General features: G+C 63.9%; 13 protein-coding genes. 6 read left to right on the plus strand and 7 right to left on the minus strand.

The features are described 5' to 3' along the window. Positions 1-14: 14 nt before the first annotated feature. Complete coding sequence (lon, locus tag JDO7802_RS15270) at positions 15-2,414, minus strand: endopeptidase La (RefSeq protein ID WP_055086796.1); 2,400 nt, start codon at positions 2,412-2,414, stop codon at positions 15-17. Between the two features lie 251 nt (positions 2,415-2,665). Further along, entirely contained in the window at positions 2,666-3,796 is a 1,131-nt protein-coding gene (gene tgt, locus JDO7802_RS15275; RefSeq protein ID WP_055086797.1) for a tRNA guanosine(34) transglycosylase Tgt, read from the minus strand. Between the two features lie 291 nt (positions 3,797-4,087). On the opposite strand from tgt, the gene JDO7802_RS15280 reads away from it, so the two are divergent. The 6 genes from JDO7802_RS15280 to tpiA all read left to right on the plus strand — a co-directional run bounded on the left by JDO7802_RS15280 (position 4,088) and on the right by tpiA (position 9,698). After that, positions 4,088-4,678: an outer membrane protein gene (locus JDO7802_RS15280; RefSeq protein ID WP_055086798.1), complete on the plus strand. Its 591-nt coding sequence runs from the start codon at positions 4,088-4,090 to the stop codon at positions 4,676-4,678. Positions 4,679-4,793: 115 nt separating this feature from the next. Further along, positions 4,794-5,168, plus strand: a complete 375-nt coding sequence (locus tag JDO7802_RS15285) for an SUF system Fe-S cluster assembly protein (RefSeq protein ID WP_055086799.1) — start codon at positions 4,794-4,796, stop codon at positions 5,166-5,168. Positions 5,169-5,516: 348 nt separating this feature from the next. After that, positions 5,517-6,755, plus strand: a complete 1,239-nt coding sequence (locus tag JDO7802_RS15290; RefSeq protein ID WP_083481193.1) for a glycerophosphodiester phosphodiesterase family protein — start codon at positions 5,517-5,519, stop codon at positions 6,753-6,755. Positions 6,756-6,916: 161 nt separating this feature from the next. Then, positions 6,917-8,485, plus strand: a complete 1,569-nt coding sequence (locus tag JDO7802_RS15295) for a mechanosensitive ion channel family protein (RefSeq protein ID WP_187298159.1) — start codon at positions 6,917-6,919, stop codon at positions 8,483-8,485. Between the two features lie 59 nt (positions 8,486-8,544). Then, positions 8,545-8,931 (plus strand): HesB/IscA family protein, encoded by a 387-nt coding sequence (locus JDO7802_RS15300; RefSeq protein WP_055086801.1) that lies wholly within the window; start codon positions 8,545-8,547, stop codon positions 8,929-8,931. A 47-nt stretch (positions 8,932-8,978) separates the two neighbouring features. After that, positions 8,979-9,698: a triose-phosphate isomerase gene (tpiA, locus tag JDO7802_RS15305; RefSeq protein WP_055086802.1), complete on the plus strand. Its 720-nt coding sequence runs from the start codon at positions 8,979-8,981 to the stop codon at positions 9,696-9,698. 55 nt (positions 9,699-9,753) lie between these two features. Here the strand turns inward: tpiA and JDO7802_RS15310 are convergent, their stop codons facing one another. The 5 genes from JDO7802_RS15310 to JDO7802_RS15330 form a co-directional block, all read right to left on the minus strand. Beyond that, a complete protein-coding gene (locus JDO7802_RS15310) occupies positions 9,754-11,190 on the minus strand; it encodes a TRAP transporter large permease (RefSeq protein ID WP_055086803.1) in 1,437 nt (478 codons plus the stop codon). A gap of 3 nt (positions 11,191-11,193) precedes the next feature. Then, positions 11,194-11,988, minus strand: coding sequence for a TRAP transporter small permease (locus JDO7802_RS15315; protein WP_083481261.1), 795 nt, complete (start codon positions 11,986-11,988; stop codon positions 11,194-11,196). Between the two features lie 74 nt (positions 11,989-12,062). Then, on the minus strand, positions 12,063-13,082 hold the full coding sequence (locus JDO7802_RS15320) for a DctP family TRAP transporter solute-binding subunit (protein ID WP_055086804.1): 1,020 nt from the start codon (positions 13,080-13,082) through the stop codon (positions 12,063-12,065). Between the two features lie 209 nt (positions 13,083-13,291). Next, the gene (locus JDO7802_RS15325) at positions 13,292-14,512 is read right to left on the minus strand and encodes a sigma-54-dependent transcriptional regulator (protein ID WP_055086805.1); all 1,221 of its coding nucleotides are present in this window, start codon (positions 14,510-14,512) and stop codon (positions 13,292-13,294) included. Beyond that, entirely contained in the window at positions 14,509-16,170 is a 1,662-nt protein-coding gene (locus JDO7802_RS15330) for a sensor histidine kinase (RefSeq protein ID WP_055086806.1), read from the minus strand. The genes JDO7802_RS15325 and JDO7802_RS15330 overlap by 4 nt, the downstream gene beginning before the upstream one ends. Between the last annotated feature and the right edge of the window lie 49 nt (positions 16,171-16,219).

Genomic DNA, 16,219 nt, shown 5'->3' on the forward strand with positions numbered 1-16,219 from the left:
CAGTTTGGGTAAGGTCAGTGTGCGGTCGCGCCACTTGCCCCGGTCTGTGCGGCCTTGGCCGCCAGTGCCGCGGCCTCCTCTGCCGCTTCGTCCCAGTCGATCGGCTCGGGCGTGCCGGTCAGGGCCAGCTTGAGCACTTCGGACACATGCTTGACCGGCACGATTTCCAGCCCGTTCTTCACACTGTCCGGCAGCTCGACCAGGTCCTTCTCGTTCTCCTCGGGGATCAGGACCGTCTTGATGCCACCGCGCAGGGCGGCCAACAGCTTCTCCTTGAGGCCCCCGATCGGCATCGCGTTGCCGCGCAGCGACACTTCGCCCGTCATGGCGATATCGCGGCGCACCGGGATCTGCGTCAGGGCAGACACGATGGATGTGACCATCGCCAGACCCGCGCTTGGCCCGTCCTTGGGTGTCGCACCATCCGGAACGTGGACATGGATATCCATCGTGTCGAACTTCGGCGGTTTGATCCCGATCTGCGGCGCGATGGAGCGGACATAGCTGCTGGCCGCGTCGATGCTCTCCTTCATCACGTCGCCCAGCTTGCCGGTGGTCTTCATCCGACCCTTGCCCGGCAGGCGCAGCGCTTCGATGTGCAAAAGGTCGCCGCCGACGGACGTATAGGCCAGCCCGGTGACGACACCGATCTGATCCTCCAGCTCGGCCAGACCGTAACGATGCCTCTTGACCCCCAGGAAGTCGTCCAGGTTCTCCGCCGAGACCGTGACCGACTTGTCCTTCTTGCCGACGATCCGCGTGACAGCCTTGCGCGCGACCTTGGCGATCTCACGCTCCAAGTTTCGCACGCCCGCCTCGCGGGTGTAGGTCTGTACGATGGCTGTCAGCGCATCGTCCGTCAGCTCGAACTCGCCCTTGCGCAGGCCGTGGTTCTTGACCTGTTTGGGCAGAAGATGGGTCTTGGCAATCTCGACCTTCTCCTCCTCGGTATAGCCGGCCAGCGGGATGATCTCCATCCGGTCCAGCAACGGGCCCGGCATGTTGTAGGAGTTCGACGTGGTCAGGAACATCACATTCGACAGGTCGTATTCGACCTCCAGATAGTGATCGACGAACGTCCCGTTCTGTTCGGGATCGAGCACTTCGAGCATGGCCGACGCCGGGTCGCCCCGGAAATCGTTGCCCATCTTGTCGATCTCATCCAGCAGGATCAGCGGGTTGGTCGTCTTGGCCTTTTTCAGCGCCTGAATGATCTTGCCCGGCATCGACCCGATATAGGTCCGGCGGTGGCCGCGGATCTCGGATTCGTCGCGCACCCCACCCAGCGAGATGCGAATGAATTCGCGCCCCGTGGCCTTGGCGACCGATTTGCCCAAGCTGGTCTTGCCCACACCCGGCGGCCCGACAAGGCACAAGATCGGCCCCTTGAGCTTGGTCGAACGGGCCTGCACGGCCAGATATTCGACGATGCGTTCCTTCACCTTTTCCAGACCGTAATGATCCTTGTCGAGGACGGCCTGCGCCTTGGTGATGTCCTTCTTGACGCGGGACTTGGTGCCCCACGGGATCGACAGCATCCAGTCGAGGTAGTTGCGCACGACCGTCGCTTCGGCGGACATGGGCGACATGTTCTTGAGCTTCTTCATCTCGGCGTCGGCCTTGTCGCGCGCCTCTTTCGACAGCTTGGTCTCGGCGATGCGCTTCTCCAGCTCGGCGACTTCGCCCTCGCCGTCCTCGCCGTCGCCCAGCTCCTTCTGGATCGCCTTCATCTGCTCGTTGAGGTAATATTCGCGCTGCGTCTTCTCCATCTGGGATTTGACGCGGGATTTGATGCGCTTCTCGACCTGTAGGACGGACATTTCGCCCTGCATCATGCCGAACACCTTCTCAAGGCGTTCCGACACGGTCAGCAGCTCCAGAAGCTCCTGCTTCTGATCGACCTCGATGCCCAGATGACCGGACACCAGATCCACCAGCTTGGCCGGATCCTGCGCTTCCTGCACGGCACCCAGGGCTTCCTCGGGGATGTTCTTTTTGACCTTGGCATAGCGCTCGAATTCGTCGGAGACGGATTTGAGCAAGGCGTCGATCGTCGGCTGATCGCCGTTCGACTCGGTCAATTCCTCGGCCTCGGCCTCGAAGAAATGCTCGTTTTCAAGGAAGCGGTGAATCTTCACGCGGCTGCGGCCCTCGACCAGAACCTTCACGGTGCCGTCGGGCAGTTTCAGCAGTTGCAGCACATTGGCCAGCACGCCAACGCGGTAGATGCCATCGCTCTCGGGCTCGTCCACCGACGGATCGACCTGGCTCGACAGCAGGATCTGCTTGTCGTCTGCCATCACCTCCTCCAGCGCGCGGACCGATTTCTCGCGGCCGACGAACAGGGGGACGATCATGTGCGGGAAAACCACGATGTCGCGCAGCGGCAGCACCGGGTGAATGGAAGTCGTCATATTATATCCTTTCGCAAAGGAATCCCGCCCCGGATACGGCAGCCTTGGGATCCTTCCGTCATCGAAGTCCTATTTGGGGCCTGGGCCCGACACCTTCAACCTGCGATGTTCCGCTTCCGTTTCGCAACATCCTGTTGGTTTGCACACCCAGGGACAAGACCGCGACCATCCATTTCCACGGGAGCGTGACGAATTTGCGCCCTGGAACACGGCCAATCCGCGACAGGCGAATACCGTTATTTCAAATTATTTCAAATCGGCTCCACGTCGCCTTCGGCCCGCCGCGCATGAAAAACCGCCTGCCATGCGTCGAATGTGCCCGCCGCGATGGCGCCCCGCATTCCGGCCATCAGATCCTGATAATAGTGCAAATTATGCCATGTCAGCAGCATCCCCGCGATCATCTCCTTAGATCGAGAGACGTGGTGCAGATACGCCCGGGAATAGCTTGAACAGGCCGGACAGGCACATTCCGCATCCAACGGGCGCGGGTCGTCCGCGTGACGCGCGTTTCGGATGTTGACCACGCCCCTGCGCGTGAACGCCTGCCCCGTGCGGCCCGACCGCGACGGCAACACGCAATCCATCATGTCCACACCGCGCGCGACGGCCCCCACGATATCATCCGGCTTGCCCACCCCCATCAGATAGCGGGGCCTGTCCACCGGCAGCTGATCGGGTGCATAGTCCAGACAATCGAACATCGCCGCCTGCCCCTCGCCCACGGCCAAACCGCCGATGGCGTATCCGTCGAACCCGATGTCGCGCAGCGCGTCCGCCGATTGGGCGCGCAAGTCCTGCTCCAACCCGCCCTGCTGAATACCGAACAGGGCGTGTCCGGGTCGGTCGCCGAAGGCCGTCTTGGACCGCTTCGCCCACCGCATCGAAAGCTCCATCGATGTGGCGATGCGGTCGCGGTCCGCCGGCAGGGCCGGGCATTCGTCGAAACACATCACGATGTCCGACCCCAGCAGGGCCTGGATTTCCATGCTACGCTCGGGCGTCAGGCGATGTTTCGATCCGTCGATGTGGGATTTGAACGTCACCCCATCCTCGTCCAGCTTGCGCAATGCGCCCAGGCTCATCACCTGAAACCCGCCGGAATCCGTCAGGATGGGACCATCCCAGTTCATGAAACCATGCAATCCGCCCAGCCGCGCGATACGCTCCGCCGTGGGCCGCAGCATCAGGTGATAGGTGTTGCCCAGCAGGATGTCGGCCCCGGTCGCGCGCACCGACTCCGGCATCATCCCCTTGACCGTCGCGGCCGTGCCCACGGGCATGAAGGCGGGCGTGCGGATCGCACCGCGTGTCGTCTGAATCTTGCCGGTCCGGGCCTTGCCGTCGGTGGCGTCCAGGTGAAAGGAAATGCGGTCGGTCATTCGCGGGCCTGCCTTTGTGCGCGGTGTCGGCGGGCCATAGCAGGCGTCCGCGCGCCCCGCCACCAATCCGGACGCCGCAGGGTCATTGGAACGATGGGGCCCGCGTACAAGATACCCCCAGCCACGTGTTACAAAAGCTGCGCGGGATTTTGCCCATAATGATCGCAATCTGGCCAAAACCAGCCATCCCGCGCCGCTCACGACGATACGACCTGACGGCCCGCGATTCTGTTCCTACGTCGGCGGAAGCGGCCCCGGGCAAGGGGTCGGATAACAAACAGGAGTTCTCCCATGAAACGTCTTGCTCTTCTCGCGATGATTCCCTTTGCGGCCACGCCGGTGTTTGCCGGCAACATCGAACCCCCGGTCGCCGAACCGGCCCCCGCGCCGGTCTTCGTGGAGCCGACGCCCGCCTATGAATGGTCCGGTGCCTATATCGGTGCGCAAGGAAGCTATGCGGACATCAGCACCGATGGCGATGTCGAACTCGACGACGACGGCGGCCTTTACGGTTTGCGCGCGGGCTATGACTTCCAGCGCGGCAGCCAGGTGTTCGGCGGTCTGGTTCAGTACGACTTCGGCGAGATCGAGTTGGAAGATTCCGACATCGAGGTCGAAAACGTCCTACGCATCGGTGCCCGCTACGGTATCACGACCGGCGCCGCGCTGTATTACGGTCTGGCCGGCTACGCACAGGCCGACACGAACTCGATCGGCGACACCGACGGGTATTTCGCCGGTCTGGGGTATGAGCGTTTCATCACCGAGAACGTCACCTTCGGTGCCGAAGCGATGTACCATGACTTCGACGATTTCGACGATGCCGACGGAACGGATGCAACGGCCACGACCGTTGGCTTGAACCTCAACTACCGGTTCTGATCCAGCCCACGGGCGGTCCTCTCGGGGCCGCCCTGCGCGATCGGGGGCCGATGCCCCTTTACGCCCCCGGTCGCAATCCTTATCTTTTCAGTCGACCAATTCAGGGGTTCATTACATGACCGACGCCTCCTCCCAGACCGATGAGCGCCTCGAGGGCACACCGCTCATCGCGCCTTCGACGACCGATCACCCCCTGCACGAGGCGGTGGTCGATGCCTGTCGGTCCGTGTTCGACCCCGAAATTCCCGTCAATATCTTCGATCTGGGCTTGATCTACACGATCGATATCGATCCCGAAAATTCGGTGAAGGTCATCATGACCCTGACGGCCCCCGGATGCCCCGTCGCCGGCGAGATGCCGGGTTGGGTCGCCGATGCCGTCCTGGCGCAACCGGGCGTGAAAGACGTGGACGTGGATCTGGTGTTCGAACCGCCCTGGGGCATGGAAATGATGTCCGACGAGGCGCGGCTGGAACTGGGCTTCATGTAACGCACCGGCCGGTCCGGCGCACGCTGTGCGCGATCGGGCCGGGATTGGTTCGCGTCGATACGGAAACCCGTTTTTCTGCGAAAACACTTGTGACCGATGCATAACATGGCGTTCACTCGACCGTGAGGATGTTTCGCGAGAGGCGTCCTCGCTTCGGGGGGACGACCTATCCCGCCGGAGGCGGAGCGCTACGCTCCATTCGCCCACGACGGCCGTGCCCCCTGCACTGTCGTGGCGGGCATTTGTATATTTGCGCCGTTGTGTTGTCATCTTTCGTTCACCCACCGGTCACGACAGGTTCACCACTGGGCCCGATGTGGTCGTCACATCGATCCAGGAGAGACATCCATGAAAATTCGACCAGGTCTGGGGGCACTCGCCCTGCTTATCGCGACCCCCGCCGCAGCCGAGACCCATGCCACCGACACGGGGCTCAGCTATGGTCCCCGCCCTGCATGGCTCATCAGTCAGATGGACGAGGGCGATCTGAAGACCCGGCTGCAGGCCTGCTCCGGCCAGACGCCGACGCGCAGTAACTTTTCCATCGGGCACCGCGGCGCGCCCCTGATGTTTCCCGAACATACGGTCGAATCCAACGTCGCCGCGGCGTCCATGGGCGCGGGTATTCTGGAATGCGATGTGACGTTCACCAAAGATCACGAACTGGTCTGCCGCCACGCGCAAAACGACCTGCACACGACGACCGATATCCTCGTGTCCGACCTGGCGGACACCTGCGCGACCGCCTTCACACCGGCCAGCGGCGACGAGGATGCGACGGCGGAATGCCGGACGTCGGACATCACGCTGGCCGAATACCGCACCTTGTCGCCCAAGATGGACGCTGCCGACGGCAGCGCCATCACCGCCGAGGACTATCAGGGCGGGATCGCGGACTACCGCACGGCGCTGTATGGCAACGGCACGACGATCATGACCCATGCCGAGTCGATCGAGCTGTTCCGCGCGCTTGGCGCGAAATTCACGCCCGAACTGAAATCTCCCGTTGTGGACATGCCGCACGAAGGCTTCAGCCAACAGGATTACGCGCAAAAACTGATCGATGAATACAAAGCCGCGGGCGTCCCGGCGTCGGATGTCTGGGCGCAGTCCTTCAACCTCGACGACATCCTGTACTGGATCGAGAACGAGCCCGACTTCGGCGCGCAGGCGGTCTATCTGGATGACCGATATGAGGCGGAGGACGCGGACGAAGGCCTGATCGACCCGATGGATGCGTCCACCTTCAAGCCGACGATGTCCGAACTGGCCGATATGGGTGTGAACTACATCGCCCCACCCCTGTGGATGTTGGTCACGGTTCAGGACGGGGAAATCGTGCCGTCCGTCTATGCGACCGAGGCGAAGGCCGCCGGCCTGAACATGATCGCATGGTCGCTGGAACGGTCCGGTCCGTTGAACGATGGCGGCGGGTGGTACTATCAATCGATCGAGGATGTGACCGATAACGACGGTGTCACCTATGACTTGGTCGATGTTCTGGCGCAGGACGTCGGCGTGGTCGGTATCTTCTCCGACTGGCCGGCGACGGTCACCTATTACGCGAACTGCCTCGGTCTCGATTAACCCTCACGCCACGAACCTTCACGCCGGAGGGAACCTGATTTCCTCTGGCGTGTTTCGCCGACATGTCATGCCTTTTCCGTAGTGCCCTTGTCGGCATCCTTTGCCTGTTCTCCGTCACCGCCGCTCACGCTCAGCAAGATCCGTGGTTTGCTGTCGACGCGGTGAACACGGGTCTCTCGGACCTGCCCGAAGACGTCGACCGGCGGACGCCACGCACGGCGATGGAGAGTTTCTACCGCGCTGCAGCGGCGGAGGATTGGGCCAGCGCCGCGCATCTTCTGGACCTGTCCGACCTCGCCGTCGCGGATCAGGCCGTTCAAGGCCCGGAATTGGCCGAGAAACTGTTCCAACTGCTCGAACGCAAGGCGGTCATCGATTGGTCCACGTTCCTGCAGCGCCCCGACGCCTTGCAGGCACGCGGTGGCCAGAACGAAGCCCAGGCCGGAGAGCCGCGCCGCTCGCTTCTGCTGCGGGACGTCAGCCTGGACCCGGTGCCATCCGCGATCCGCCTGAACCGCGTCAAAGTCGGCGAAAACGGAACCCCGTTCTGGATCTTTCCGCGCGAAACGGTCGCGGACATCGACGCCATGTACGAGGTCTATGGCCCCAAAGCCTTTGAGAAGAATCTGCCATCGGTCCTGCGCCAAGACGCGTTTCTGGGCCTGATGTGGTGGGAAATCTTGGGCCTGCCACTTCTTTTGATCGCGGCGGGCGGTCTTGGATATTTCGTGCGCGCGACGTTGAAATGGGCAAACCGAACATTTGCGGCGTCGGGCCTGCCGTCGCGCATTCTGCATGCGATTTCGACCCCCCTCGTCGTGGCGTCGGTCGCCATCCTCATCTCCTCCATCACGCGGAACCTCTTCGTCTTCTCGGGCCAGATCGATCTGTTCATCGGGCCGCTGATCGCGATCGGCTTCGTCGCCGCCGTCCTGATGCTGATCGTAAATGTTGTCGAAGCGATCATGGACACGCTGATCGCGCCGGGCGACGACGTCGACTTGACCGCCCCCGACCGCGCCGAAAGTCGTGTGGCGGCAACGCGCCTGAATGCCGCCAAGCGGATCCTGGTGATTCTCGTCGTGCTGATCGGCTCGGGGATCGTGCTGTCCACCGCCGACATCTTCCGCTCCATCGGCCTGTCGCTTCTGGCATCCGCCGGCGCGCTGACACTCGTGATGGGGTTCGCGGCCCGCGACGTGCTGGGCAACATCATGGCCAGCCTTCAGATCGCATTGAACCAATCGGCGCGCGTCGGCGACCGCATCATCTTCGAAGGCGAGTTGTGCCATGTCGAACGCATCCACATGACGTTCGTGCAGCTGCGCCATTGGGAAGGCACCCGGATGATAGTGCCCGTGAAGGAATTCGTGTCCAAGGCATTCCGCAACTGGTCGCTGGTCGAGCCGGAGATGACGCGGGTCATCAAGCTCAAGCTGTCGCCCCGCGCCGACGTGGAACGCCTGCGCCAGGCATTCTTCGACGTCGTGCGCGAGGTGAAGGAGACCGAAATCGGTCAGAACCTCGGCGATCTGGACGACATGGCCGTAAACGTCGCCGGTCAAGACACGCTTGGCATAGACGTGTGGTTCAACGTGCCCTGCGCCGATGCCAACACATCGTTCGAAGTGGCCTGCGAGGTGCGGGAGCGATTGCTGGTCCGCGCGAACGAAGTTTTCGACAAGGATGAAGCGCTGTATCCGCAAAGTGCCGTGGCCGACGCCGCGTGATCCCCGGCCCTTGAGATCGGGTCCGGCGGCGATTAGATATCGGTCAAGGAGAACGCCCGATGTTTGCCATTCCAGGACAATCCCCCGTGACGGTGACGCCCGCTGCCGCCAAGCAGATCGCGCGGCTGATGGCCAAGCAGGATGCGGCCGGTCTGCGCATCGGCGTCAAGAAGGGTGGCTGCGCGGGCATGGAATACACCATGGATTACGTGGCCGAGGCCGAAACCCACGACGAAGTGGTGGAAGTCGATGGCGGCGCCCGCGTTCTGATTGCGCCGATGGCGCAGATGTTCCTGTTCGGCACGGAAATCGACTACGAGACGTCGCTGCTGGAATCGGGCTTCAAGTTCCGCAATCCCAACGTGGTCGATGCCTGCGGCTGCGGCGAGTCGATCAAGTTCGACGAAAGCCTGGACGTCCCCGCGGGCGGTGCGCCGCGCCTGTGATCTAGACCCCGCATCTGCTATCCCTGTCGCAATACAGGAGAGACGAGATGCCCCAGAAGATCGCCGCCGGAAACTGGAAGATGAACGGAACGCTCGAAGCGGTGCCGGAGGCCGGTGCCATTGCCGCCGCGTCCGGAGCGGTCGAGACGATCCTTTGCCCCCCTGCCACGCTGATCGGGCCGCTGACCCTTGCGGCGCAGGGCACGGATCTTCGGATCGGGGGCCAATCGTGTCACCCGGCCGCGTCTGGGGCGCATACCGGCGACATCTCGGCCGCAATGCTGGCAGATGCCGGCGCGACATACTGCATCACCGGACATTCTGAACGCCGCGCCGATCACGGCGAAAGCGATGATGATGTCCGGGCGCAGACCGAAGCCGCCTGGGCCGCCGGGCTGCGCGCCATCCTGTGCATCGGTGAGACGCTGGAGCAGCGCGAGGCCGGCGAGACGCTTGACGTGCTGACCGCCCAGCTCGAGGGTTCCCTGCCGGGTGGTGCAACGGAAGAAAATACGATCATCGCCTATGAGCCGGTCTGGGCCATCGGCACCGGCAAGGTCGCCAGCCCCGACCAGGTGGCCGAAGTCCACGACGCGCTGCGCGACCACGTCGGACCGGAGATGTCGTTGCTTTATGGTGGATCGGTCAAGGCCGGGAACGCGGCAGAGCTTTTCGCCCTGACGAACGTAGACGGCGCATTGGTCGGCGGGGCGAGCCTGAAGGCCGCGGATTTCGTGCCCATCGTCGAGGCGCTGGCCGCGTCCTGAAACAAGAAGGGCGACCCCGGCGGGCCGCCCTTCGTCATCCCTGCGGATCGCCCCGCTACTTTATCACCAACTCCGGCCCCATCACCGAATTCGGCAACCAGGTCGAGATCGCGGGGATGTAGGTCACCATGATCAGGAACACGAAGAGCACGGCCAGGAACGGCAGGGCCGCGCGGACGACCGCCATCATCGACATGCCCGCCACGCCGGATGTGACGAACAGGTTCAGGCCGACGGGCGGCGTGATCATCCCGATTTCCATGTTCACGACCATGATGATGCCCAGGTGGATCGGGTCGATGCCCAGTTCTATCGCGATCGGGAACACCAGTGGCGCCACGATGACCAGCAGGCCCGACGGCTCCATGAACTGACCGCCGATCAGCAGGATGATGTTGACCACGATGAGGAAGGTGATCGGCCCCAGCCCCACGCCCAGCATCGTGTTGGCGATGTGTTGCGGGATCTGCTCGTCCGTCAGCACGTGCTTCAGGATCAGCGCGTTCGCGATGATGAACATCAACGTGATGGTCAGCTTGGCCGCGTCCAGCAGAGTGTTGCGCGTATCCTCGTGGAAGAACGCGGTCAGCAGGGCCTGCGGATGCGACAGCAACGACTTGGGCGTGCTTTCGATCAGGTGCCCGTCGGCCACCGCGGCCCCGGCGGATTGCGGGGGACGCGCGGCCAGCGGCCCGATGTCGCGGTACACGAACATCGCCACAAGGAAGGCATAGAACGACGCGACGGCGGCGGCTTCGGTCGGCGTGAAGATCGCGCCCGTGACACCGGGAATGCCGTAGATGCCCAGCATGATGATCGCGATCAGCATCAGGCCCCAGAACGCGTCGCGGAACGATGCGCCCACTTCGCCCCAGCCCGCGAATTTCCCCTTGGGCATGTTCCGCTTCACCGCGATCACATAGATCGTGACCATCAACATGAACCCCGCCAACAGACCCGGAATGACACCGGCCAAGAACATCCGACCAACTGATACATCCGTGGCCGAAGCATAGACGACCATCACGATGGACGGCGGGATCAGGATGCCCAGGGTGCCTGCGTTGCAAATGACCCCGGCGGCGAATTCCTTGGTATAGCCCGCCTGCTTCATCGCCGCGATCACGATGGTACCGATGGCGACGACCGTCGCCGGGCTGGAACCCGAAAGGGCCGCGAACATCATGCAGGCAAACACACCCGCGATGGCCAAACCGCCGCGGAAATGACCCACACAGGCGATGGAGAAGCGGATGATCCGCCGCGCCACACCACCGGTGGACATGAAACTGGACGCCAGGATGAAGAACGGGATCGCCAGCAGCGTGTAATGCCCGGCCATCGCCTGATAGAACGACTGCGCGATGGACCCCAGCGACGTATCCGAAAACGCCAGCAGGAAGAAGATCGAGCTGAAGCCCAGGGAAACCGCGATCGGCACGCCCAGCAGCAGCAGGCCGATGATCATCACGAAAAGAAGGACGACTTCCATAACTCAGACCTTTCTTTTCGCGGGGATACGCGGGGCGACGGTTTCATAGGGTGCCGCCTCGACCAGCGGACGGGGGCGTGTGACGTTCGCGACATCGACCGCACCCGGAGGCTGCGACTGGAGCGCCGCCGCCGCCTCGGCCACATCGTCTTCGGCTTCGTGGGACACGATCAGGCTCATCCGATCGCCGCGGGCGATGGCGATGACCGATTGGATCACCCGGAACAGGATCAACGCAGATCCGACGGGCAGAATGACGTAGGGGATCACGCGGGGCAGCTTTTCGTATTCCTCCCCCTGATTGATCAGCGGCTCCAGCCAGCCGAACAGCCACCGCACCGGCGGCACCTGATCGGTGACGTACCATGCCGCGTCGCGGGTTTGCTCGAACCCGGTGGGCAGCCATTCGTATGGCCCGGTCGTCCGGTTCAGCGCGGCATAGGGGGCCCAGTAATCCCACGATCCCTTCAGCAGTAGGAAGGCATAAGCGATCGTCACCGCCCCGGCGATCAACGCGCAGACGCGCTTTCCCCGGTCGGGCAGCAGGTTCGTCACGGCATCGACGCCCAGATGTGCGGTGATCTTGAAAGCATAGCTGACACCGAAGATCACCAGCCAGGCGAACAGGATCAGGATGACCTCCAGCGACCAGATAATGGAAGCGTTGAAGATGTAGCGCAGCACCACGTTCACGAAGGTCAGCAGCGTCATCAACCCCAGTAGGAGCGCGATCGCCGTTTCCTCGAACGAATGCACGGCGCGCCCGACGCGGCCGGTCGGCTCATAGCGTTTGGCCATCGTCGTATCCCCCCCATTTTGCGCGATGCCCCGGGCCATGTGGCATGGCCCGGGGCGGTATCGGGCCGGAGCCCTTACTCCGAGTAGCTCGACGCCGCGTCGATCACGTCCTGGCCGATATCACCGGCAAACTGATCCCAGACGGGCTTCATCGCCTCGACCCAGGCGGTCCGCTGCTCGGGCGTCAGCTGACGAACGACGCCGTCGGCCTCGATTATGGCTTCCTTGGCGGTTTCGTTCACCGCCGTCGATTCCGCGTTCCGCGTCTCGGTCACTTCCCCAACGATCGTCAGAAACTGCTCGCGCACGTCATCGTCGAGACTGTCCAGCCAGTCGACGGAGGACACGACGAGGTAATCGATGATGCCATGGTTCGTTTCGGTGATCCCGTCCTGCACCTCGAAGAACTTCTGGCCGTAGATGTTGGACCAGGTGTTCTCCTGACCGTCGACGACGCCTTGCTGCAACGCGCCGTAGACTTCGGCAAAGGCCATCGGCTGCGGCGAGACGTCGATTGCTTCCATCTGCGCCACGAGAACGTCCGAGGGCTGCACGCGGAACTTGAGACCGGCGGCATCTTCCGGCATCTCCAACGGCACGTTGGCCGACATTTGCTTCATGCCGTTGTGCCAAAATCCAAGACCCTGAAGCCCGCGACGTTGCATCGAGTCGAGCAGGGCCTGACCGTCGTCGGAGGCCTGGTAAGCGTCGACCGCAGCGATGTCCGAGAACATGAAGGGCAGATCGAAGACCTGAAACACCTTGGTGAACGGACCGAACAGCGACAGCGACGGTGCGGCAAGCTGAATGTCACCCTGCAAGATCGCCTCGAGCGCTTGCTCATCGGTGTAGAGCGTGGAGTTCGGAAAGACCTCCATGCACATCGTGCCGTTCATCTCGGCGTTGATCCGCTCCTGCAGAAGCGAGGCGGCGATGCCCTTGGGGTGACGGTCGGTGTTGGTAACGTGGCTGAACTTGACGACGATTTCACCATCGTCACAGCCGGTGTGGCCGTCGGCGTTCGCGGCGGTGAAAACGGTCGCGGCAGGCACGGACAGGGCCAGCGCGGTCGCGGCGGTTGTCATGAATTTCATGGTTCTCTCTCTCCCTTTAAGGCGCCTGTTGGCGGGCGCTTGGCACAAACGGTATCAGGCGCCCTGCGGGGGTAAAGCGGAAAACCGCGAACGGACGAAGTTGTTTATATTTCGATACTTGCAATTCGACCTTCATGTCATTCGCAAGACGCGTGCGGATTCTCACACGCCGCGGCTTCGCGCTTTGTGCGGATTTTCGCACACCGCTTTCAGTCGCGGCGATAGTCCTCGGGCTTTACCCCATGGCGCGCCAGCTTGTCGTAAAACGTCTTGCGCGGCAGTTCGAGATCCTGCGCCGCCAACGTCGCCTGACCCCGGTGCCGGGTCAGTGTTTCGATCAGGATCGACCGCTCTACCGCCCGCATCCGGTCCGCCAGGCCGGCCCGCGTGGTCCCGCCGTCCCCGCTTTCGGCGTCGGGCAGACCCATCGCATAGCGCATCGCATGGTTCATCAGGCCCCGCGCGTTTCCAGGCCAGGGACGCGCCATCAGCCGTGCCTGCATATCCGGCGGCACGTCCGGCACAGGCAAATCTGCCTGTTCGCAGGCCAGGTGAAGGTAGTGGCGGAACAGCACCGGAATGTCGCCGGGCCGGTCGCGCAGGGGCGGAATATGCAGGCGCAAACCGTCCAACCGGTAGAACAACTCCGCATCCAGCGTATCCGTCAAAGCGACGGGGTCGAGGTTGGTCGCGGCCAGCAGACGAACCTCGCCGTCTTCGGGCAGGCGATGCTGCAACGTGGGGGACAGGGCGTCGATGTGATCGATGAGCAGGCTTCCGCCCTCGGCCAGTTGGATCGCCTCGGCCAGTGCATCGGCGTCGAGGCCCGGTGCCGATCGTTTGACGAACGGCCCGGTGGCCCGCGGCGACAGAAGATGGATGACCTCCACCACCTTCGACGTGCCCGATCCCGGCTCTCCGTGGACGAGCACCGCGCCGCTTCCGCGCGCGACGGCGCGGGCGCGGTCCCGCATGGCGCGGCTTTGGGGCGACACACCGCGCAGCATCCGGGCGGCCGCGTCCCCCCCGTCAGCGGCGCCCCGTTCGCGCCGTGCGGCCAGCGTGGCCCGGCGCAGCGCCAGCGCCTGACGGACCGTCGCCACCAGTTCTTCCGGATCGCAGGGCTTTTCAAGGAAGGCGAAGGCTCCCTCGGACATGCCGCGCACCGCCGTCGGCACGTCCCCTTCCCCCGTCAGCAAGATCACCGGCAGGTCCGGATCGGCCGCCCGCGCTTGTGCCAGCAGGTGAAACCCGTCACGGCCCGGCATCCGGATGTCGCTGACGACGACGCCAGCCAGATCGCGCGTCAGGCGCGGCTGGGCGGCGACGAAACTGCCAGCTGTCGCCACCGTCAGATCGGCAAGCTCCAGCGTCTGCGACAGCGCCTCGCGCACGCTCAAATCATCTTCCACCAGCAGGACATCCGTCATGCCGCGACCGACCCGACCGCAGGCGGCAGCGTCACGGTGAATTCCGCCCCCTGCCCGGTGTTGCGGCCCCGAATTTCGCCGCCGAAGCCCTGCACGATGCCATAGCTCAGCGACAGGCCAAGCCCCAACCCAGCCCCCACTTCCTTGGTGGTATAGAACGGATCGAAGATCGCTTCGGGCGTTTGCAATCCAGGTCCGGTGTCGCTGACGCGCATGGTGGGCGGTCCGTCGGTCAGGGCGATGGTCAGGCGGCGATCCGACCGGTCGGCCATGGCATCCACCGCGTTCGCGATCAGGTTGACCAGAACCTGACCCATCCGCACCTCGCCCGCCAAGGCCAGGACCGGAGTCTCGGGCAAATGCACGATCGTATCGACCTGCCCCGCCGCGCGCCGCGCCTCGGTGATTTCAAGCGCATCTTCGATGACGGTCGCAAGATCGGTCTCGACCGCTGCCTGCGGCTCGGACCGCGCGAAGGCCGACAGGTTGCGAATGATCCGCCCCATCCGCCCGGCCAGATCGTTGATCCGCGTCAGGTTCGCGCCCGCCGCCTCTGCGTTGCCGCGATCCAGAAAGGTCGCCCCATTTTGCGCAAAACTGCGGATCGCCATCAGCGGCTGGTTCAATTCGTGACTGATGCCCGCCGACAACTGACCCAGGGCCGACAGCTTGCCGGCCTGCACCAGATCGGCCTGCGCGCGGGTCAGCGCGGCCTCGGCCTCCCGCCGTTCGCCGATTTCGGTGGTCAGAGCCGCCGTGCGTTCGGCCACCCGCGCCTCCAAAGTCTGGTTGGCGCGGGCCAGAACGCGCCGCCGTTCCCACAGAAAGACCAGCAGGCCGCCCAGCACCAGAAGTGCCGCACCCGCCGCAAGGCCGCGCGCCTGCGCCAGCGCGCGCGCAGGGGCCGTGTCCAGCAGCACCTCGGCCGTCAGGCCCAGCGTCGGCTGTGGCAATTCCAGATGCAGGGCATCGCGCGGGATATAGCGACCGGATTCCGTGCGCCGGATGTCCAGACCCCGGATCGGTGCACGGGTCTGCGGGGGTGGCCCGCCCAGCAGTTCCTCCCGATTCGAAACGACCACGTGGCCCACGGCATCGGTGAAATAGATGGCCTGCGGATCGCCGCGCCAGCCACGTTCCAGAACGGCCAGATCGCGGGTCACGGCGACCGCGCCCGACACCTTGCCCTGCGCGTCGAAGGTCGGGGCGGCATGGGCGAAGACACGCCCGCCAAAGACGGCACCCTGCGGCATCGGCCCGACGCCGAGCGCGCCTTGGCGCGGACGGACCATCCAAACCGCGTCCGACAGATCGCCCCGCCGTCCCGACGCCGACCCGATGACCGTACCCGTCCCGTTCAAAAGCAGGACATCCGACGCGCCGGAACGGTCGGCGAAGCCCTGCAACCGCGTCGCCGGATAGTCGAAGATGCCGGGTTGCGAGACCGAGGCGGCGATGCCCGGATCGGCCGCCAGCAAAACCGCCAGATCGCGGGAGCGTTGCAACTCCAGCCGCAAACGATCGGCCGCCAGGCTCAGGTCCGAACTGCCCTTGGCCTGCAACGCGGTCAGCGCCGTGCCCAGCGTCGCCCACCACACGGCACCGGCCATCAGACCGGCAGCGGTAAGCGTCACGAGGATCAGGAGCAGGCGGTGCATGCACGTCAGACTAGGCGCGCGATCCGCCGGGGCCAAGCCTTGACGCGCC

This window comes from Jannaschia donghaensis (genome assembly GCF_001403795.1).
Classification (GTDB): Bacteria; Pseudomonadota; Alphaproteobacteria; order Rhodobacterales; family Rhodobacteraceae; genus Jannaschia; species Jannaschia donghaensis.

Excerpts from the sequence above, each read along its gene's own strand:
- lon (WP_055086796.1), bottom strand. The coding sequence starts at position 2,414 with ATGACGACTTCCATTCACCCGGTGCTGCCGCTGCGCGACATCGTGGTT.
- tgt (WP_055086797.1), bottom strand. The coding sequence starts at position 3,796 with ATGACCGACCGCATTTCCTTTCACCTGGACGCCACCGACGGCAAGGCC.
- JDO7802_RS15280 (WP_055086798.1), top strand. The coding sequence starts at position 4,088 with ATGAAACGTCTTGCTCTTCTCGCGATGATTCCCTTTGCGGCCACGCCG.
- JDO7802_RS15285 (WP_055086799.1), top strand. The coding sequence starts at position 4,794 with ATGACCGACGCCTCCTCCCAGACCGATGAGCGCCTCGAGGGCACACCG.
- JDO7802_RS15290 (WP_083481193.1), top strand. The coding sequence starts at position 5,517 with ATGAAAATTCGACCAGGTCTGGGGGCACTCGCCCTGCTTATCGCGACC.
- JDO7802_RS15300 (WP_055086801.1), top strand. The coding sequence starts at position 8,545 with ATGTTTGCCATTCCAGGACAATCCCCCGTGACGGTGACGCCCGCTGCC.
- tpiA (WP_055086802.1), top strand. The coding sequence starts at position 8,979 with ATGCCCCAGAAGATCGCCGCCGGAAACTGGAAGATGAACGGAACGCTC.
- JDO7802_RS15310 (WP_055086803.1), bottom strand. The coding sequence starts at position 11,190 with ATGGAAGTCGTCCTTCTTTTCGTGATGATCATCGGCCTGCTGCTGCTG.
- JDO7802_RS15315 (WP_083481261.1), bottom strand. The coding sequence starts at position 11,988 with ATGGCCAAACGCTATGAGCCGACCGGCCGCGTCGGGCGCGCCGTGCAT.
- JDO7802_RS15320 (WP_055086804.1), bottom strand. The coding sequence starts at position 13,082 with ATGAAATTCATGACAACCGCCGCGACCGCGCTGGCCCTGTCCGTGCCT.
- JDO7802_RS15325 (WP_055086805.1), bottom strand. The coding sequence starts at position 14,512 with ATGACGGATGTCCTGCTGGTGGAAGATGATTTGAGCGTGCGCGAGGCG.
- JDO7802_RS15330 (WP_055086806.1), bottom strand. The coding sequence starts at position 16,170 with ATGCACCGCCTGCTCCTGATCCTCGTGACGCTTACCGCTGCCGGTCTG.